Below are 19,206 nucleotides of genomic sequence, written 5' to 3'. Positions count from 1 at the left end.
GCGCCTATATGGGCGCTTTTTCTCATTATTTGAAGAAAATTAGGGAACGTTAAAATTAAAATAGAACTTTGGCGGTGAAAAACATCAAACAGGCACCTGTCTAACGAGGAGGATTCTTATGGATTTAAATTGGATTTGGAAAGCTGTTTTAGTTGTATTAGCTGGGACGTTTTTGCTAAGATTTGCTGGGCGGAAATCAATCTCGCAGATGACATTAGCTCAAACGGTCATTATGATTGCGATTGGATCATTACTGATTCAGCCTGTTGCAGGTGATAATATTTGGACGACCATTGGAGCAGGTGCAGTACTAATTGTGACGTTAATTGTAATGGAATATGTCCAACTAAAATCAGACAAAGTTGAATCGTTTATAACAGGGAAGTCTAAAGTGATTATAGAAAATGGAAAACTTAACGAGAAGAATTTAAGGAAGATGAGAATGACGGTAGATCAGCTTGAAATGAAGTTGAGACAGTCAAATGTAAAGAAAATAAGCGATGTAAAATGGGCCACTCTGGAAGCAAATGGACAGGTTGGATTTGAGCTTATGGATCAAGTGCAGCCAATGACTAAGAAAGAGTTTAACCAACTGATGACCGAAATTCAAAAACTTCAAAATACCTTGAACGGATTTTTGCCACTGCAAGGAAAACTAGCACAAGCTATGCCAATTCCTCAGCAATTAAATCAAAATCAGCAAAACCAAAATCAAGACGACCAAGGCGATATTTTTAAGGAAGTGGAGTACTATACAAGCAAACCACAACATCCAAAGCATCTACAGTAACAGAATTCACTATATTTGATATAATAAACAAAATTCCAACACCTAAAAAGGGAGCTTTCCATGGCATTTGGTTTAAAAAGAGGAGAATTACTTAATTGGAAAAAGAAGATAGACGAAGGTGAGATTGCCTTCCTAACCCATTTCTGGTTAGATGACCGGTTTCCTCAATGCAACACGGTCACAAAAGTGGGATGTAAAGATTTAAAACAGTTAGCAGAATGGGGCAAGCGATACGGCCTCAAAAAAGAATGGATTCATCATCGAGCTGACGGTTATTCACATTTTGATTTACTGGGAGATAAAGAAGTCTTTATCCTAAAGCAAGAAGGAATGCTCGAGAATCTGCTGAAGTTAAAAAAAAGAGAGGAGTCCCGGTCATAAAGACAAGGTCCTCTCTCTCTTTTTTATGATTCCTTATAAAAATCAAATGAAGGCTCATTATACGTCTCATTTAGTGTAATTCTTAGTGAGTGATCATCTAAATACCAAATATCTTTTTCTTCTATATAGAATGTAACACCATCCACCTCAGTTGCTACTCCGATATCAATAGGTTGCTCTTTCATAACACCTAATGAAAACCCGCTCTGTACTGTACTACATCCACCGTAACGAACAAAGAGACGAACTGCATCGCCCTTTTCTAAGTGCATTTCATTTTTATACCATTCAAATGCCGCTTGGTCTAGTTGTAACTTCATGGGATATTCCCCTTTCCAATCTGGTCTACTATATTTATTATAAACAATAGAGAGAAAAGTATCGAATACTTTGCGGGGAGGAGAGATATATTGCACATCCCATACACGATTTGTTTTTTATATCAACATGACCAACTTCTAATGCTACTTAGAAATAAGGCCCCCAATAAAGGAAAGTGGAACGGATTAGGAGGAAAAATAGAAGAGAATGAATCGTTAGAAGAAAGCATTTTACGAGAAATAAAAGAGGAGAGTGGCCTAACGGTTCACGACATCTTGTATAAGGGAGTCGTGACATGGAACAATAAAAGTGGAATGCATGTGTTTACAGGTACTGATTACTCGGGGGACATCCATTCTACTTATGAAGGGCAAGTTGGATGGAAACCGTTAGAATGGGTTTTATCATCAAACGAAGTCGTATCTAATATTCCATACTTCATTCAAACGGTTTTATTTGATTCAAAACCTTTCGAACACGCCTTTACGTATAATGAAGATGGAGAAATTACAGTTTATAAGAAATCTTCCTTGTTACTGAAAACTACATAAAAAAGCGGGAAGGGGGGAGCCCTTTCCCGCTACTGTGGTAGCATATGTTCTAAAATCTCCTGGTTCAATGCAACTGCATTTGATACACCATAAGCTTCAGCATCTTGAAGCGGGACAACAAGGTAACTTCGCAAATGCTTACTGTATACATAAGTTGGATGGAAGCGAACATCTGTGATTTCAGTGTGCACCTGTCCTTCTTTGAACGACTTGGAGATGTCAACCTCAACAAGTCCACCTATATCTTTGTAGTCCCACATTTGACCTGATAAGAAATTTCCTAATGAGTATACCACTAATCCTTTATTCCCATTTTCAGACTCAATCCATTCAATTGGTTGTAGAACATGAGGATGGTGGCCAAATATGATATCTACTCCTTCACTAATGAGAAAACTAGCAAGATCCTCTTGGTAACTATTCGGGTACCGGATATATTCTTGCCCCCAGTGAATACTCATCACAACAATATCTGCCGCTTCTTTGGCTCTTTGAATCTCTTCCGAAATGGCTTCTCGATCTACTACATTAACTAGATATTCTTTCCCTGTAGGTACAGGTATACCGTTGGTCGATGCAGTATATGATAGGTAGGCCACTGCTACTTTATTTTTCTCTAAAACTCTTAGCTCTGATTGATCTTCAAAGCTTTTGTAGCTTCCAACATAGGGAAGACCGGTAGATTCATAGTAACGAATGGAGGCTTGAACACCTTTCTCACCCTTATCAATAGAGTGATTATTAGCTGTTGAAACGATATCAACCCCTGCTTCAATAAGGGCATCTCCCACTTCTGTTGGACTGTTAAATAACGGATAATTGGAAACAGGTAATTCCGCTCCACCTAAAACACTTTCTTGGTTGGCTAAGAGAAGGTCTGGCTCACGTAACAGAGGAGCAACTTGTTCTAACATAGGGTGGAAGTCATATGTTCCATCCGTTGCTCTTTCTCTAGCATCTTCATATACCCAATCATGGATGAGTATATCCCCGATTGCCCCAAGTGTAAGGGATGTTTCATACTCTCTTTCATGATGTACATATGTGCTCGTTACATGTTCCGCTATAGGATAGAGTTTAGATGCTACAGCCTCGTCAGAACGGGTGAACCAATGATAGGTAAGGAGCCCGGTAAATAAAAGTAATAAAACGCAAAGTAAAATCGTTATATTTTTCATGTTCTAATCCTTTCGTATGAACGAAATCCATATTTTAACTATAATGGAGTCTCTAGTTATTGAAAAGAGGAAATATTGTAGTTATAAAACTAGGAGCCATTCGCCCATGATAGAAGGAGTAGAAAGTTTCACAGTCTATTCACAAACCAAATAAGTGGGGGTAGATTATGGGCTTATAATGGGAGTGTAGGAATGCAATAGGAAGAAAGGAAGTATGACTTTGAAAAAGCTTACATATCTTGTCATTTTGCTATCCGTAATGGTCTTATCAGCATGTGGAAAAGAAGATGACAACCCGGGTTCGGATACAAACGAAGACATCACATTGAAGACCATTGAGGTAGACCTTCAAGTTCCTGAACATGCGAATCCAGGAGAGGATGTACTCATTAAGGCTAAGGTTACACAAGGTGATGAAGAGGTAGAAGACGCCCAAGCGGTTAAATTTGAAATCTGGGAAAAGAACGATAAAGATAATAGTGAAATGATAGATTTTACCGACCAAAGTGGTGGGACCTACGGAATTACACATTCTTTTGAAAAAGAAGCTATTTATGAAGTACAAGTTCATGTCGATGCACGTAACATGCATGTTATGCCAAAAACCATGATTCAAGTAGGCGAGGCCTCACTTGATGATTACGAAGAACAGAGTGATGAACAATCTCATGATGAACATTCCCACTCTCATGGGGAAGGGGCCACTGCTGAAGAGCACAGTCATCATGATGAAACGGACATAACTGTTCACCTTGCAGATAACGAGTGGCATGTTGGAGAAGAGAGTAAAATCACAATCCACTTAGAGAAAGAAGAAAATCCTTATACTGAAGCAAGGGTAAGGCTTGAAATCTGGCAAGAAGGAAACAAACAACATGACTGGGTGGATGCAACAGAATCTAATCCAGGCAAATATGAAGCAAGTTATAATTTTACTCAATCTGGGGAGTTCCAGGTAAAAATCCATGTTGAGCATGAAGATGGTACACACATCCATACACAAGAAAATGTCCACATTCATTAAATTTGAAAAGGATCGGTTTCGTTACCGATCCTTTTTTAATGTCATCCATTTAATTTTTGGTTCCGTTTTATTTATGATTCGTTTGATATTTGCCCGATGCCTGTAAAAGACAAAGGTTGCTAAAGCTAATACAACCAAGATTAACGGTAAATCTCGTGTAAAGAAGGAATAAATCAACGCTACTGAAGCTGCAATCATGGAAGAAAGGGATACATACTTCGTTATGTAAAGTGCCACTAAGAAAGATAGTAACAGAAGAACAAATAGAATGGGATTATACATTAACAAGACTCCACCAGAAGTAGCAACTGCTTTTCCACCTCTAAATCCAGCAAAGATTGGATACATATGCCCAACTACTGCTAAGACACCGAAAATAAGTGGATGAAACTCTGTAGAAAACCAAATAGCCAGGGCAGTAGCTAATGTACCTTTTAAAATATCAGCAATCGTAACAGCAAGTCCTGCTTTAACACCTAAGGTACGGAAAGTGTTTGTGCCACCTAAGTTTCCACTTCCATGTTCTCTTATATCTACCTTATAAAAAACTTTCCCAACGATTAAACCTGAAGGGATGGAGCCTAATAGATAGGCTACAAGCAATAATACATAATCTGTCATACTTCGTTTCCTTTCCGTTCTATGTTCATATTTATGTAGTTCACTTTATTGTACCATGTATACACTATAGGGAGTATATTGAATCTAGTTTTTTCATTCTTATATTAACCATCTGGAAAAGAAAGAAACCTCACCATGAAGCGAGGTTTCTAAGATTATTGTAAGGCTTGTGTGAGGACTTCTAGGTTTTTTCTCATCAACGTGAAGTAATCCTCATTATTTTCAATGTCCGCGTCTGTTAATACACTAACATTGTGTAGATAGAGAACTTCTAAATATAATTCATTCTTGATAATATCTGAAATTTTGGTAGAGATATTTTGTTCAAAGATAATAAAGTGAATATCTTCAGATTGGACAGTATCAATTAAGTTTTCTAGTTGCTTCTGAGAAGGCTCTTGTGTTGGCGAAATGCCAGTCACACTTAATTGTTCAATCCCATAACGTTGCTCCCAATATCCATATGCACCGTGGGACACTAGGATTTTTCTGTGGTTAGCTTCCTTCACAACAGCTTGAAACTCCGCATCTAACGCTTTTAAGTCTGCTGTTAATTGATCAAAGTTTTCCTGAAAGTAGTCTTTTTGTTCAGGCATAATAGCCATAAGTTCATTTTTTATATTCTCAGCCATTTGAATCGCAAGAATTGGGTCAATCCAAACATGAGGGTCCAAATCTCCGTGATTGTGTTCTTCTTCGTGACCTTCCTCATGATTAGAGTCTGATTCATGTTCATGTTCGTGTTCTTCCTCATCATGACTATGTTCAGTGTCATGAGACTCATCCTCATGGCCATCTTCCTCATGTGTATGCTCATCATGTTCTTCATTTTTATGTTCCCCTGAAGAGAGAAGGGATATCCCAGCGGAGGCTTCTACAATTTTTACATCCTCTGAAGCTAAAGAGTCAGCTGCCTTTTCTGCAAAAGCTTCAAGACCAGTACCCGTATGAATAAACAAATCAGATTCAGCTATTTGGATCATCGTTTTGGTAGATGGTTCGTAGGTGTGTGCATCAACACCAGCCGGGTAAACAGACGATACGTTTACAAACTCTCCGCCAATTTTCTTCGTAAAATCTTCAAGTGGGAAAATTGTGGTTGTCACAGTAATTATATTTTCGTCATCAGTAGAAGTAGTTGCTGTATTACAGCCTGTTAAAAATGCACCCAGTAAAAGCATTAGGAATAGTATTTTTTTAGTCATTTTATTTCATCCTCTCGTTGTTGTCTGTCCAAATTGTTAGAAAAATCGTAATCATTCCGATTTACAACCTAAAAAATATATATGTCGCTCCAATCGTAATCATTCCGATTTATAATTTATCATGGACTATTTCTTTTGTAAATATAAAGATTATAAACTTCTAAAAAAAAGAGGCTGGAAACAATTGAAATCGTTCATTCATTACATTTTCGCCAATTTCATCCTATATTCCGAAATTGCTTTTCAATTGTTTCAAAGTTCGCTAGGATAGTAAGGTAGGGGAGGAAATGACATGGCAGAATTACAACTAGAGCCAAGAGCAAGTAGAAAGAAAAAGAGGGGTTCACTGTTCTGGACTGGAATAATACTCACCCTCTTACTCATTTCGATTTGCATCACAATATATATTGGATATCCTTTTGCTTCTGAGGAAGAAGCTATGTATTTTGAAGGGGAACATCCAATCCTTTTAAATGAAAACCAGTATGGTAACGCACTTGTACAGGATGATACCTATTATGTTCCTTTTTCATTTGTACAAGAACATATAGATTCAAGCCTTTATTACGAAGAAGCCACAAACTCTATTATTTTAACAACAGCAGATAAAGTGGTTGAAATGCCTTCCAATTCGTTAACTTATTTCATCAATCAGGAACCTGTCGAACTACGGATGCCTGTATTTCATATGGAGAATAACGAACCATTCATATCATTGGATATTATTGAACACTATTATCCTTTTAAAATAACAGTAACCAAGCAAAGCGGAATTATTTGGTTTGAAGAAGAAGGCACCTCTTTCCAAAATGCTGATATCATAACCGATATTCCTCGTGACGCTTATAAAAAACTTCGAGCTGAAGCGAAGTACCAAAGTCCTTTCTATACATCTGTAAAAGAAGGGGATTCAGTTAGAGTGGAAGATGAAAATGAAGATTTCTACTATGTACGTACTGATCAGGGTGTAGCAGGGTACATTGAGAAGAAGTTTGTCAGTTTGACTGAAACCACTACCGTTTCGATTGATAAAGAGATACCTGTAAGAGAGCCTTTACAAATCGACGAACCCATTCACTTAACGTGGGAAGCTGTATATTCTAAAAATCCGGATACCAATTTACTACCTGATATGCCAGGCGTAAATGTAGTGTCACCAACATGGTTTCATTTAGAAAATGGAAACGGGGATATTTCTAACTTAGGTTCCATTGAATACACAGAATGGGCTCATAGTCGTGGATACCACGTATGGGGACTCTTCTCAAACTCGTTTGATCCAGACCTCACCCACGAAGTCTTTCAAACCTTTGAGAAGCGGGAGTATATGATTCGCCAATTATTACACTATGCTCAGTTGTATAACCTGGATGGTATCAACTTAGATATAGAGAATGTTTATCCTGAGGATGGGCCACTTATTACTCAATTTGTTCGAGAGGCAGCTCCATACTTCCGTGAAGCGGGATTAGTCTTGTCTATGGATATTACCTTTATTGCAGGAGGAAACTGGTCTGCTTTTTATGAAAGAGAGAAGTTAGCAGAAGTCGTGGACTATCTAGCTGTTATGGCTTATGACGAGCATTGGGGAACTTCTCCAGTAGCCGGTAGTGTAGCCAGCCTTCCATGGGTTGAAGCGAATTTGCAGAGATTGTTACAAGAAGTCCCTGCTGACCGACTTTTACTCGGTGTCCCTCTCTATACAAGGTTGTGGACAGAGGAACAAACGGCAGAGGGAGTGCAAGTATCTTCTCAGGCTCTATCTATGCCACAAGCTAAACAATGGATTGATTCCAAAGGGCTAACTCCAGTCTATGATCCTGAATCTGGACAAAACTATGTGGAATGGACAGACGAAGCCACTGGACATACGTATAAAATGTGGTTAGAAGATGAGGTTTCATTAGAAAAACGTGCCGAATTAGCTGAAAAATATGGCTTAGCAGGTATCGGTACTTGGTCTAGATATTTTGCGGACTCAACTGCATGGACCGCATTAAAAATGGAACCAACCGAATCTGCTGGAATGTAAATGAAAGACTCTTCCGATGGGGAGGGTCTTTTTTTATTCAATATTTCGACTAAATCTACTCTATTTTCAGATAATTTACGGAATTATTACAAAAAACAACACAAGGTCATGAAAAATATGGTATATTATTCATATGCAAGACCCAGATTCGGTTTGAATGGATAGGAAGAACAGTTGAAAGGAACGTCTTATGAATATTTTCACAATCTTCAAACGAAAAAGGTCTTTTTCTCATTATTTAAAAGATCAGTGTGCAAATTCACAGGATTTTTCTAATGAGTGGAAAGAAGCAGTACATAATGGGTATATTACATTTTATCTACAACCCAAATACAGCTTTCAAAATGAACAAGTTGTAGGAGCCGAGGCTTTGATTCGTTGGAATCATCCACAAAAAGGGCTGATTACGCCTGCTCAATTCATTCCTTTTGCGGAAAAGCGTGGTTTAATTCGAATGATTGATACGTGGATGTTAGAATCCGTCATTAAACAAATTGGAACCTGGAATAAACTTGGGATTGATAACCCCATTCAGATTTCTGTAAACGTATCAGCTGATACGATGCAAGATCCACAATTTATTCGCTCTATAAAAAAAGCATTGAAAAAATCTTCTGTACTTCCCAATCAACTTGAGATTGAAATTACAGAAGGCGTTCAATTAAAAGATATTTCACAAGTGAGAAAGAACTTTAAGCTTCTTCAAGAATTAGGTATACATATTGCTTTAGACGATTTTGGAGTGGGGTATTCTTCTCTTACTTATCTAGCCAAGTATCCCGTTAATACGCTAAAAATTGATCGATCATTTGTTTGGCAGATCCCAACAGAAAAAAATGCATCATCTATTATCCGTTGCTTAATTCAAATGGCGTATGAAATGGGTTTAAAAGTGGTGGCAGAGGGTGTAGAAAGTAAGGAACAATATGATTTTCTGAAAAATCATGGTTGTCACTCTCTACAAGGTTTCTTTAAACAAAAACCAATACCAATAAACGATTTTGAAAACCAATACTTTGATAAACCAGCTGCTGTGTAAGCATGACCTAAAGGAGGACTCGGAACATGGCAATTGAAAACCCATCTAGAACCGAAATTGGTAAAATCCTAAAAGATGCAAAACGAATTGCTGTCGTAGGCTTAAGCGATAATCCAGAACGTACATCCTACACAGTTTCGGAAGCCATGCAAAAGGCAGGCTATGAAATCATTCCAGTTAATCCGGCCATTACCGAATCACTCGGTGTCAAAGCCGTACCTTCATTAAAGGACATTGATGGTCCGATTGATATCGTGAATGTTTTTAGACGTTCTGAATATTTAGAAGGCATTGCTGAAGAGTTCATGGAAATAGATGCGCAAGTTTTTTGGTCACAACTTGGAGTGTATGACGAACAGGTATTTGAGAAGCTAAAGTCGAATGGATATACTGTTATCATGGACCGTTGTATAAAGGTCGAACACTCTTTAACAAAGTAACCTGCTCATTTTAGAGCAGGTTACTTTCATTATGATTAGTTTCGATTTCCTAGAACAAACGTTCCACTTTTTGTTATATTATTACTTGAAAGCCTATCGGAAAAGCAAAAAGTATGGTACGATTTTTTTTGACTGTAAAAAATGAAGTGTTACATAAAGAGAGAATAAACCTTACATTAGTTTCTTAATGTCCAGCTTCTAGCACCAGTAAATCGGGTTTTGGTGTGAGTTGGCCAATTAGATAGTGGCTCACACTTTAACAGTGAAATCTTCTATGAACGGTGCTTTGCTTTTATTAAGGAAGGGGAATGAACGTGACTACGACTAAACAGCAATTGGATTATAATGATGATTCGATCCAGGTCTTAGAAGGCCTTGAGGCAGTCCGAAAACGCCCAGGGATGTATATCGGAAGTACAGATTCAAGAGGACTTCATCACCTGGTATATGAAATTTTAGATAACTCTGTGGATGAGGCCTTAGCTGGTCATGGTAATCAAATCACAGTTACCATCCATAAAGATGATAGTATTAGTGTGGAAGATTACGGGCGTGGAATGCCTGTAGGAATGCATAAATTAGGTAAACCAACTCCCGAAGTCATCATGACAATCCTACATGCCGGTGGGAAATTTGGCCAAGGCGGATATAAGACAAGTGGCGGACTTCACGGTGTTGGAGCAAGTGTTGTTAACGCTTTGTCTGAATGGTTAACACTTACGATTAAAAGAGATGGTATTGTGTACCAGCAACGCTTTGAAAATGGTGGTAAGCCGGTTACAACACTCGAAAAAATTGGGAAAACCAAACAAACGGGTACAACTACTCACTTCAAGCCAGATCCAACGATTTTCTCTACCACTCATTATCAGTATGAGATTTTAAGTGAACGCTTACGGGAGTCTGCGTTTTTATTAAAAGGTTTAAAAATAAAGCTAGTCGATGAACGAAACGATCAAGAAGAAACCTTCTTTTATGAGACAGGCATTGAAGCTTTTGTTGAATATTTAAATGAAGAGAAGGACTCCTTACATCCAGTTGTCAGCCTCGAAGGTGAGCAAAACGGGATTGAAATTGAGTTCGCCTTCCAATTCAATGATGGCTATTCTGAGAATATCCTTTCCTTCGTTAATAATGTTCGAACAAAAGATGGTGGAACGCACGAGGCAGGTGCGAAAGCGGCAATGACCCGTATTTTTAACGAATATGCTAGAAAAGTCTCATTGTTGAAAGATAAAGATAAAAACTTGGATGGCGCTGATATTCGTGAAGGATTGGCCGCTATTGTTTCAGTTAGAATTCCAGAAGCCATGCTTCAGTTTGAAGGGCAAACAAAAGGTAAGCTAGGAACGAGTGAGGCTCGTTCTGCTGTTGATACTGTTGTCTCAGCCCACCTGCTTTACTTCCTTGAAGAAAATCCTGATATTAGCTCTATGCTTATTAAAAAAGCCATTAAAGCCGCACAAGCACGAGAGGCTGCTAGGAAGGCTAGAGAAGAAGCCAGAAGTGGAAAGAAAAGAAAACGTTCTGAGGCTGTTCTTTCCGGTAAACTAACACCCGCTCAAACACGTAACCCACAGAAGAATGAGCTATATTTAGTAGAGGGTGACTCAGCTGGTGGTTCTGCGAAGCAAGGTCGGGACCGTCGTTTCCAAGCTGTACTTCCTTTGCGTGGTAAGGTTATCAACACAGAAAAAGCAAAGCTTCAAGATATTTTTAAAAATGAAGAAATTAACACCATTATCCATGCCATTGGGGCTGGCGTTGGTGCTGATTTTAACATTGAAGATATTAACTATGACAAAATCATTATCATGACAGATGCTGATACGGATGGAGCCCATATCCAGGTCCTTCTTTTAACCTTCTTCTACCGATATATGAAGCCTTTAGTTGAAGCTGGAAAAGTGTTTATCGCACTTCCACCTCTTTATAAGGTTAGTAAAGGAACGGGTAAAAAAGAAGTGATTGAATATGCCTGGACCGATGACGAATTGAAAGATGCTACAAAAAAAGTCGGTAAAGGCTATATGATTCAGCGTTACAAAGGTTTAGGTGAAATGAATGCGGATCAGCTATGGGAAACAACAATGGATCCTGAAACAAGAACGTTGATTCGCGTACGTATTGATGATATTGCAAGAGCTGAACGACGTGTAACAACTCTAATGGGCGATAAAGTAGAGCCACGCAGAAAATGGATTGAATCCAATGTCGCTTTCGGACTAGAAGAGGATGGAAGTCTTTTAGAATCTGAAGAAATTAGTATGTCTGCAACAAGTGAGGAGGTTAACTAATGACTGAAGTTTTTCGTGAGCTTCCTCTTGAAGAGGTAATTGGTGACCGCTTTGGTCGTTATAGTAAATACATTATTCAAGACCGTGCACTACCAGATGCTAGAGACGGTTTAAAACCTGTACAACGTCGTATTTTATTTGCGATGCATACGGAAGGGAATACATCTGAAAAAGGATTTAGAAAGTCAGCGAAAACAGTCGGTAACGTAATCGGTAACTATCACCCACATGGTGATACTTCTGTGTACGATGCCATGGTTCGTATGAGCCAAGACTGGAAGATGAGAAACCTTTTAGTTGAAATGCACGGGAACAACGGTAGTATTGACGGCGATCCTCCCGCTGCGATGCGTTATACAGAAGCGAGACTTTCTTCGATTGCATCACAGCTGTTAAAGGATATTGATAAGCAAACGGTTGATCATGTACCTAACTTTGATGATACAGCCAATGAACCAATTGTTTTACCAGCTAGATTTCCAAACCTTTTAGTGAACGGTTCAACTGGTATCTCTGCCGGATATGCGACCGAAATCCCACCTCATAACATGACTGAAGTAATTGATGCGGTTATGATGCGTATGGACAAGCCTACTGCATCGGTTGATGACTTAATGACCGTTATGAAAGGTCCAGACTTCCCTACAGGTGGTATCATTCAAGGTGTTGATGGAATTCGTCAAGCCTATGAAACAGGTAAAGGGAAAATTATTGTTCGTGGTAAGGCAGAAGTTGAGACTGTAAGAGGTGGCCGTGAACAAATTGTCATCACAGAAATCCCGTTTGAAGTGAACAAAGCAAACCTCGTCAAAAAAATGGATGAGTTCCGTTTAGACCGTAAAGTAGAAGGTATTTCTGAAGTACGTGATGAAACCGACCGTACAGGTTTACGTATTGTCGTTGAATTGAAAAAAGAAGCAGATAGTGCTGGTGTCTTAAACTACCTTTATAAAAATAGTGATTTGCAAGTATCCTATAACTTTAACATGGTAGCGATTCATGATCGTAGACCAAAACTCATGAGCTTACCTTCTTTGTTAGATGCATATATCGGGCACCAAAAAGAAGTGGTAACGAGACGTTCTCAGTATGACTTACGTAAAGCAAAAGAACGTGCGCATATTGTCGAAGGACTTATGAAGGCTCTATCTATATTAGATGAAGTTATCTCTACAATCCGTGTGTCTAAAGATAAAAAGAATGCAAAAGACAACTTAGTTGCGAAATTTGCGTTTACAGAGCCACAAGCTGAAGCGATTGTAACTTTACAGCTATATCGTTTAACAAATACCGATATCACAGCTCTCCAGGAAGAGGCTGATCAATTGAAGAAAACGATTGAGGAGCTCGAATTCATTCTCGGAAGCGAATCTAAATTACTTCAAGTAATTAAAAAAGAACTTAAGGCTGTCCAAAAGCAATTTGGCGATGCCCGTAAGACAGATATAGAAAATGAGATTGAAGAACTGAAAATTAACTTAGAAGTTCTGATTGCTAGTGAAGATGTCATGGTTACTATCACCAAAGAGGGCTACATTAAGCGAACTAGCCTGCGTTCCTATGCAGCATCGAATGGACAAGACTTTGCGATGAAAGAAACCGATCGCTTACTATATCGGGCTGAGTTAAATACAACCGGTGTTATTCTGTTATTCACGAATAAAGGAAACTACTTATACTGTCCAATCCACGAATTACCGGATATCCGCTGGAAAGACCTAGGACAGCATATTTCGAATATCATCCCGATTGACAAAGATGAAAGGGTGATTGAAGCGATTCCAGTTTCAGATTTCGAAACTCCGAATTATCTACTCTTCTTCACGAAGAATGGAATGGTGAAAAAGACAGAGCTTAACCAGTATAAAGCGCAAAGATACTCGAAGCCTTTAGTTGGAGTCAACTTGAAAAAAGATGATGAGTTACGAAATGTCTATTTAACAGATGGGCAATCCAATGTGTTTATTACGACAGAACTCGGTTATGGACTTCTTTTTAATGAAGAAGAGATAACGCCAATTGGAACGAGAGCTGCAGGAGTGAAAGGAATTAACCTGAAAGATGGCGATACTGTGGTTAGTGGTCTCGTAGTCTCTACTCCAAGTCAAAATGGTTTTGTCTTAGTGACTCATAGAGGTGCCGTTAAGAGAATGAAGGTTTCGGACTTTGAACCAATTTCACGTGCTAAACGTGGAGTCATTATGCTACGTGAGTTAAAGAAAGCACCTCATCGCGTAGCCGGCATGGTCTTAACAAAAGATACAGACGTGGTTTATATTGAATCAGAAAACGGAAATATCGAAAGCATGACGGCTGGAGATATTCGATTTAGCGACCGCTATTCTAATGGATCGTTTGTTATGGATGAACAAGAAGCAGGTAAGATTGTAGACATCTGGATAGAAGAACAAGAAAGTAAAGAATAAATTCTGTGAGGTTGTAGGAAACATTTCTACAGCCTCTTTTTTGATACATATTTTTTCCACTATTGGATAAGCTAAGGGCAAATTTCCTAATGGAGGAAAAACATAATGGTAAAAAAACAACTACTATTAGCCTTTTTTGCATTTTTTGTCCTTACACTCCCAGCATTAGCAAATGTTCTCACCGAAATTGAGGAAACAAACAATGAAACAAATAAAGTTGTCCAAGAATATAAAGAGGACGTAACCGGGGACGGAAAACAAGACACGATTGTCTTGGAAGGGGTACCTTATGATAAAGATAGCCCCTATTTAAAGGAAATCTTCCTAATCGTTGAAACAGATGCAAATAAGAAGTTTAAGGTTACCTTGGAAGGTGGATATGAACCGGAGGCAGAGTTCCAAGATTTAAATCACGATGGGGTAAAAGATGTCTTTATCTCCGTAGCAACTGGAGGTAGCGGTGGCATCTATAACTATTACCTTTACTCCTTTAAGGATAATAAACAAGTCGATGTTGGCGTTCCGGAACCATTGACCATTCAGGGAGAATTTCAAGATGACTATAAAGCCATTGTGTCTATTCCCGAAACACAAGAGTCATATACCGTTGATCTAAGTGGACGAAAGGATGAATATGATCGTTTAGGTTTGTATGTGGATGGAAAATTAAACGAACCTACCGAATTGATGGTTGACCCTTATTCCTTTATGAAGCCTGAGAACTTCGGGAATGTTGGATATGGTCTCAAAGCAATTCAAGCTATTTCAGGCGCGTATCATGCGGATGGGATTGGAAGAGTCGAATCCAAATGGTACTACAAAGATAATAAGTGGACGTTAGTGGATGCGAGGTTTATTCCTTTTGAGTAGGATTTTGAAAAAACTCTTGGCCTTATGGGCTGAGAGTTTTTTTTGTTTGGTAAAGGAAACTGGCAGGAGCAGGCTTGTCTGTCCCGAATCGAAGCAGGAAGAGGAGCAAACGGGACAGCAGAAGGCCTGTCTGTCCCATATCAAACCATAAAGTGCAGTAAACGGGACAGGTGCAGGTCCGTCTGTCCCGAATCGAAGCAGGAAGAGGAGCAAACGGGACAGCAGCATGCTCGTCTGTCCCATATCAAAGCATGAAGAGCATCAAACGGGACAGCAGAAGGCGCGTCTGTCCCAAACCAAACCATAAAGTGCAGTAAACGGGACAGGTGCAGGTCCGTCTGTCCCATATCAAAGCAGGAAGAGGAGCAAACGGGACAGCAGCATGCTCGTCTGTCCCATATCAAAGCATGAAGTGCAGGAAACGGGACAGCAGCATGTCCACCTGTCCCAAACTAAAGCAAAAAGTGTAATAACGGGACAGCAGCACGCCTCCTTCTGTCTCCTACCAAAGCAATAGGGGTTTAGAAGACATATATTTTATCAACTAACAGAAAATGAATAATGGTTCACACCTTATAGTAAACTGAAAATTATGAACTAATATTTTTCTATATACATATAAAGGGGAGAAAGGTATGGAATATGATGCAATTGTAATTGGCGCCGGATTGGCTGGGCTGGTTGCGACAGCTGAAATTGCCGATTCAGGCAAAAAAGTTTTACTTTTAGACCAAGAATCTGAAGCAAATTTAGGGGGACAAGCCTGGTGGTCATTTAGAGGGTTATTTTTAATAGATTCTCCGGAACAAAGAAGACTAGGAATCAAGGATTCTAAAGAGTTAGCATGGCAAGACTGGTTAGGGACGGCTGGATTTGACCGGGAAAATGACGAAGATTTATGGGCAAGAAAATGGGCAGAAGCTTACGTCGATTTTGCGACTGGAGAGAAAAGGCAATGGTTGCATAATATGGGCGTACGTTTTTTCCCTGTTGTTGGGTGGGCTGAAAGAGGAGGTTACATAGCTGATGGACATGGAAATTCGGTTCCTCGCTTTCATATCGTTTGGGGTACTGGCCCCGGAATTGTAGCTCCTTTTGAAAGACGAGTTAGAGAACATATCAAAAATGGATTTGTAGATTATCGTCCGCGTCATCGTGTAGACGAGTTACTTACAAATGATGGAGCGATTACAGGGGTAGCTGGCTCTCTCCTCGAGCCTTCAACTGCCGCTCGTGGTGAAGATAGTTCCAGAACGATTATCGGGGATTTTGAATATCACTCCCAGACTGTTTTAGTATCAAGTGGAGGAATCGGAGCAAATTTCGAGTTAATCCGAAAAAATTGGCCGAGCCGCTTAGGTCAACCACCAAAGGATATGATATCTGGCGTTCCGGCACATGTGGATGGACGAATGCTCTCTATAACTGAAAATGCTGGTGGCCGTATCGTAAACCGAGATCGAATGTGGCACTATACAGAAGGAATAAAGAACTGGAATCCCATTTGGAGCAAACACGGGATTCGTATTTTACCTGGACCTTCTTCCATCTGGCTGGATGCAACAGGACAAAGATTCCAAGCACCCAACTTCCCAGGATTTGATACACTTGGAACACTTGAAGCCATCCAAAAGACAGGGCTATAGCTATTCCTGGTTTATTTTAACTCAAAAAATTATAGAAAAAGAGTTTGCGCTTTCCGGATCCGAACAGAATCCGGATTTAACTGAAAAAAGTATAAAGAAAGTTCTTTCTAGGATTTTACCGGGCCCAACTCCGCCTGTTCAAGCATTATGGATAAAGGAGAGGATTTTATCGTAGCAAACGATTTATCTGAATTGGTAGACGGAATGAACCAATTAACCGGTGAAAATCTATTGAACTTTGAAGATGTTCAAAGGCAAATTGAGGCTCGTGACAGGGAAATGGATCATAAGTTTACAAAAGATTTACAAGTAACAGCCCTTAGAGGAGCACGTCATTATATTGGAGATAAGTTGATTCGGGTTGCTCCTCCCCATAAAATACTAGATCCGAAGAACGGACCGCTAATTGCCGTACGATTACATATTGTCAGTCGAAAAACATTAGGTGGTCTTCAAACGAACTTAAATGGGCAGGTGCTTAATTCTACAGGTGAGCCAGTACCTGGTTTATATGCTGCATGCGAAGTCTCTGGATTCGGTGGTGGAGGTGTCCACGGGTATCGAGCTCTTGAAGGGACATTTCTAGGTGGTTGTCTCTTTTCTGGCAAAGTTGCAGGTAGAGCTATTGCAAAAGCAACAAAATAGGTAAGTTTTTCATGGAAAATGGACTAAAAAGCAGGGCGGATTCACCAAATCTCCGCATTTGTCATAAAATATAGCAGGCTATTACCCTTGAAAGGGGCGTTTTCCATGAGGTCATTTCATCCTGAAAAGTTATCTGTAACCTTTTTACCACCCGCTACACCGTTTTATCCTGTTGAAGGTAGAAAATATACACTAACTCACTCGGATGAATCCGGCGAATTATTTTTGTCCATTGGATATACCTATGACGTGACAAAGATAAATAGCAAAATGCGTGACGAAGTCATTGCCGAGTGGATTCCACGGTTAGGTGAATATACACTTTGGGGACAGGTTTATGTAAGTGGGGGAGAATATGATGAAAAATACTCACAAGTGAGATTCCTCATATTCCAAAGAGAGCTTTCTAAGGCAATAGGGGCTATCGTAAATGGAGACCATACCTTTTATTCCTATTTTCCTTGGTTACTAGATGCACCGATTTATATTCAATTCGATTCCATTTACCCGCAATTTCAGAAGATCATGTACTATGGAACACCGAGAAAATATCTAAAACTTCCATCTGAACGCTCAGAACAAAAAAGCGCAGCTGAATAGCTGTGTTTTTTTTTTTAAGCAAGCTCTATCAACCATAAATTCATTATGTAAACTAAAATGTTGTTGACCATAAATTACCTATTCTTCTAAAATAGGGAGGAAGGGGAGTCATTTCAATTAAAGGGGAAAAACATTATGGAAAAGTATGTAGACGATTTATTTACTGAAGACATTTTAGAGCAAGGCAAGAAAGTATTTCATGTAGGTGGAGAATGGGAGAAACTTGGAGACTTTGAAAGTTATATATTTTCAGGAAAACACGAAGAGTCCGGTCAAGACTGTATTTTAAGGTATACTCATTCATCTCATAGGTCCAATACAGATGTACTAGCAGAAGTTGAATGGGTTCATTTCCTAAAAGAAAAAGGAGCTCAGGTTCAGAGCATTTTTTTTCAAAGAATCATCAGTTAACTGAAGTTATACCGGCAGCAGATGATTCCTATTTTATCGTAGCTTGCTATGAAAAATTTAATGGGTCTCGTTTAAGATTTAGGGAAGTTGAAGAAGAAGGCAAATGGGAACTTGTTGAAGAATGGGGTAAAACAATTGGCCAATTACATCGTATTACTAAGGAATACACTCCATCTAATCAAGTGAAAAGACCCGATTGGAATGAAGAAGAGTTATTAAAAATCGAAGAGTTCGTGAAAAGCCCTCCACAAAAAGTATTACAATATAGAGATAATGTGATTGAACAGATTAACCAATTAGCTATAAATTCAGATGTATTTGGATTGATCCATAGCGATATTCATTCAGGTAATTTCTTAATTGAAAATGGAAAAATCAATGTATTTGACTTTGATGATTGTTCTTATCACTGGTTTGCAAGCGATATTGCCATCGCATTGTACTATACGATGTTAGGTCGTGATTATCATAAAGAAGATAACCGCGAAGCCATTGCAAATCGTTTTTTAGAGCATTTCTTAAAGGGGTATAAAACAGAAAACACAATACCTAGGGAAGCCATTGAATCGATCCCTTTGTTTTTAAGATTAAGAGATATTGTCTTGTATGCGGTGATAAACAAAAAGTTAGATCCTGATACACTTGATGAAAACGATAGATTATTTATAAAAATGGTGACAGAACGCGTTCTTTCTCAGCAAATTATTGTTGATTTACAACTATAATTGG

17 protein-coding genes and 1 pseudogene are annotated in these 19,206 nt (G+C 39.0%); 14 read left to right on the top strand and 4 right to left on the bottom strand.

The features are described from left to right. Nucleotides 1–118 precede the first annotated feature (118 nt). Complete coding sequence (locus tag ABDZ91_RS01040) at nucleotides 119–790, top strand: DUF421 domain-containing protein (protein ID WP_343795537.1); 672 nt, start codon at nucleotides 119–121, stop codon at nucleotides 788–790. 60 nt (nucleotides 791–850) lie between these two features. Then, nucleotides 851–1,171, top strand: a complete 321-nt coding sequence (locus ABDZ91_RS01035) for a hypothetical protein (RefSeq protein WP_343795535.1) — start codon at nucleotides 851–853, stop codon at nucleotides 1,169–1,171. A gap of 23 nt (nucleotides 1,172–1,194) precedes the next feature. Here ABDZ91_RS01035 and ABDZ91_RS01030 read toward each other — a convergent pair whose 3' ends face one another. Next, complete coding sequence (locus ABDZ91_RS01030) at nucleotides 1,195–1,491, bottom strand: HesB/YadR/YfhF family protein (protein WP_343795533.1); 297 nt, start codon at nucleotides 1,489–1,491, stop codon at nucleotides 1,195–1,197. A gap of 90 nt (nucleotides 1,492–1,581) precedes the next feature. Here ABDZ91_RS01030 and ABDZ91_RS01025 point away from each other — a divergent pair, with 90 nt between their 5' ends. Beyond that, nucleotides 1,582–2,043, top strand: coding sequence for an NUDIX hydrolase (locus ABDZ91_RS01025; protein WP_343795532.1), 462 nt, complete (start codon nucleotides 1,582–1,584; stop codon nucleotides 2,041–2,043). Nucleotides 2,044–2,072: 29 nt separating this feature from the next. Here the strand turns inward: ABDZ91_RS01025 and ABDZ91_RS01020 are convergent, their stop codons facing one another. Further along, on the bottom strand, nucleotides 2,073–3,221 hold the full coding sequence (locus tag ABDZ91_RS01020) for a CapA family protein (protein ID WP_343795530.1): 1,149 nt from the start codon (nucleotides 3,219–3,221) through the stop codon (nucleotides 2,073–2,075). A gap of 220 nt (nucleotides 3,222–3,441) precedes the next feature. Here ABDZ91_RS01020 and ABDZ91_RS01015 point away from each other — a divergent pair, with 220 nt between their 5' ends. Beyond that, nucleotides 3,442–4,245, top strand: coding sequence for a FixH family protein (locus tag ABDZ91_RS01015; protein WP_343795528.1), 804 nt, complete (start codon nucleotides 3,442–3,444; stop codon nucleotides 4,243–4,245). A 21-nt stretch (nucleotides 4,246–4,266) separates the two neighbouring features. On the opposite strand, the gene plsY is transcribed toward ABDZ91_RS01015, so the two are convergent. Both plsY and ABDZ91_RS01005 read right to left on the bottom strand, forming a co-directional pair. Next, complete coding sequence (gene plsY, locus ABDZ91_RS01010; RefSeq protein WP_343795527.1) at nucleotides 4,267–4,866, bottom strand: glycerol-3-phosphate 1-O-acyltransferase PlsY; 600 nt, start codon at nucleotides 4,864–4,866, stop codon at nucleotides 4,267–4,269. Nucleotides 4,867–5,021: 155 nt separating this feature from the next. Continuing rightward, the gene (locus tag ABDZ91_RS01005; protein WP_343795525.1) at nucleotides 5,022–6,071 is read right to left on the bottom strand and encodes a metal ABC transporter solute-binding protein, Zn/Mn family; all 1,050 of its coding nucleotides are present in this window, start codon (nucleotides 6,069–6,071) and stop codon (nucleotides 5,022–5,024) included. A 292-nt stretch (nucleotides 6,072–6,363) separates the two neighbouring features. Here ABDZ91_RS01005 and ABDZ91_RS01000 point away from each other — a divergent pair, with 292 nt between their 5' ends. The 10 genes and pseudogenes from ABDZ91_RS01000 to ABDZ91_RS00955 all read left to right on the top strand — a co-directional run bounded on the left by ABDZ91_RS01000 (nucleotide 6,364) and on the right by ABDZ91_RS00955 (nucleotide 19,202). Continuing rightward, nucleotides 6,364–8,103 (top strand): glycosyl hydrolase family 18 protein, encoded by a 1,740-nt coding sequence (locus ABDZ91_RS01000; protein ID WP_343795523.1) that lies wholly within the window; start codon nucleotides 6,364–6,366, stop codon nucleotides 8,101–8,103. Nucleotides 8,104–8,293: 190 nt separating this feature from the next. Then, nucleotides 8,294–9,142 (top strand): putative bifunctional diguanylate cyclase/phosphodiesterase, encoded by an 849-nt coding sequence (locus ABDZ91_RS00995; protein WP_343795522.1) that lies wholly within the window; start codon nucleotides 8,294–8,296, stop codon nucleotides 9,140–9,142. Between the two features lie 26 nt (nucleotides 9,143–9,168). Beyond that, complete coding sequence (locus ABDZ91_RS00990) at nucleotides 9,169–9,582, top strand: CoA-binding protein (protein ID WP_343795520.1); 414 nt, start codon at nucleotides 9,169–9,171, stop codon at nucleotides 9,580–9,582. Between the two features lie 314 nt (nucleotides 9,583–9,896). Continuing rightward, nucleotides 9,897–11,879: a DNA topoisomerase IV subunit B gene (gene parE / locus ABDZ91_RS00985; RefSeq protein ID WP_343795518.1), complete on the top strand. Its 1,983-nt coding sequence runs from the start codon at nucleotides 9,897–9,899 to the stop codon at nucleotides 11,877–11,879. Then, nucleotides 11,879–14,305 carry a DNA topoisomerase IV subunit A gene (gene parC, locus ABDZ91_RS00980; RefSeq protein WP_343795516.1) on the top strand — a complete coding sequence of 809 codons (2,427 nt, stop codon included), beginning with the start codon at nucleotides 11,879–11,881 and terminating at the stop codon, nucleotides 14,303–14,305. Before parE ends, parC begins: the two co-directional genes overlap by 1 nt. Before the next feature lie 105 nt (nucleotides 14,306–14,410). Then, the gene (locus ABDZ91_RS00975; protein WP_343795515.1) at nucleotides 14,411–15,175 is read left to right on the top strand and encodes a hypothetical protein; all 765 of its coding nucleotides are present in this window, start codon (nucleotides 14,411–14,413) and stop codon (nucleotides 15,173–15,175) included. A 635-nt stretch (nucleotides 15,176–15,810) separates the two neighbouring features. Further along, nucleotides 15,811–17,466: pseudogene (locus tag ABDZ91_RS00970) on the top strand (FAD-binding dehydrogenase). 105 nt (nucleotides 17,467–17,571) lie between these two features. Continuing rightward, complete coding sequence (locus tag ABDZ91_RS00965) at nucleotides 17,572–18,066, top strand: staygreen family protein (protein WP_343795514.1); 495 nt, start codon at nucleotides 17,572–17,574, stop codon at nucleotides 18,064–18,066. A gap of 135 nt (nucleotides 18,067–18,201) precedes the next feature. Continuing rightward, nucleotides 18,202–18,477, top strand: a complete 276-nt coding sequence (locus tag ABDZ91_RS00960; RefSeq protein ID WP_343795512.1) for a hypothetical protein — start codon at nucleotides 18,202–18,204, stop codon at nucleotides 18,475–18,477. Beyond that, nucleotides 18,408–19,202, top strand: a complete 795-nt coding sequence (locus ABDZ91_RS00955; protein ID WP_343795510.1) for a phosphotransferase enzyme family protein — start codon at nucleotides 18,408–18,410, stop codon at nucleotides 19,200–19,202. Before ABDZ91_RS00960 ends, ABDZ91_RS00955 begins: the two co-directional genes overlap by 70 nt. The last annotated feature ends 4 nt before the right edge of the window (nucleotides 19,203–19,206 follow it).

Origin of the sequence: Bacillus carboniphilus (assembly GCF_039522365.1) — a bacterium.
In the GTDB taxonomy this organism is placed as follows: domain Bacteria; phylum Bacillota; class Bacilli; order Bacillales; family JC228; genus Bacillus_BF; species Bacillus_BF carboniphilus.
This window is presented reverse-complemented; position numbering and strand designations above follow the sequence as displayed.

What these genes read in the sequence shown, in the direction of transcription:
- ABDZ91_RS01040 (WP_343795537.1), top strand. Translation starts at nt 119, where the DNA reads ATGGATTTAAATTGGATTTGGAAAGCTGTTTTAGTTGTATTAGCTGGG.
- ABDZ91_RS01035 (WP_343795535.1), top strand. Translation starts at nt 851, where the DNA reads ATGGCATTTGGTTTAAAAAGAGGAGAATTACTTAATTGGAAAAAGAAG.
- ABDZ91_RS01030 (WP_343795533.1), bottom strand. Translation starts at nt 1,491, where the DNA reads ATGAAGTTACAACTAGACCAAGCGGCATTTGAATGGTATAAAAATGAA.
- ABDZ91_RS01020 (WP_343795530.1), bottom strand. Translation starts at nt 3,221, where the DNA reads ATGAAAAATATAACGATTTTACTTTGCGTTTTATTACTTTTATTTACC.
- plsY (WP_343795527.1), bottom strand. Translation starts at nt 4,866, where the DNA reads ATGACAGATTATGTATTATTGCTTGTAGCCTATCTATTAGGCTCCATC.
- ABDZ91_RS01005 (WP_343795525.1), bottom strand. Translation starts at nt 6,071, where the DNA reads ATGACTAAAAAAATACTATTCCTAATGCTTTTACTGGGTGCATTTTTA.
- ABDZ91_RS01000 (WP_343795523.1), top strand. Translation starts at nt 6,364, where the DNA reads ATGGCAGAATTACAACTAGAGCCAAGAGCAAGTAGAAAGAAAAAGAGG.
- ABDZ91_RS00995 (WP_343795522.1), top strand. Translation starts at nt 8,294, where the DNA reads ATGAATATTTTCACAATCTTCAAACGAAAAAGGTCTTTTTCTCATTAT.
- ABDZ91_RS00990 (WP_343795520.1), top strand. Translation starts at nt 9,169, where the DNA reads ATGGCAATTGAAAACCCATCTAGAACCGAAATTGGTAAAATCCTAAAA.
- parC (WP_343795516.1), top strand. Translation starts at nt 11,879, where the DNA reads ATGACTGAAGTTTTTCGTGAGCTTCCTCTTGAAGAGGTAATTGGTGAC.
- ABDZ91_RS00975 (WP_343795515.1), top strand. Translation starts at nt 14,411, where the DNA reads ATGGTAAAAAAACAACTACTATTAGCCTTTTTTGCATTTTTTGTCCTT.
- ABDZ91_RS00965 (WP_343795514.1), top strand. Translation starts at nt 17,572, where the DNA reads ATGAGGTCATTTCATCCTGAAAAGTTATCTGTAACCTTTTTACCACCC.
- ABDZ91_RS00960 (WP_343795512.1), top strand. Translation starts at nt 18,202, where the DNA reads ATGGAAAAGTATGTAGACGATTTATTTACTGAAGACATTTTAGAGCAA.
- ABDZ91_RS00955 (WP_343795510.1), top strand. Translation starts at nt 18,408, where the DNA reads ATGGGTTCATTTCCTAAAAGAAAAAGGAGCTCAGGTTCAGAGCATTTT.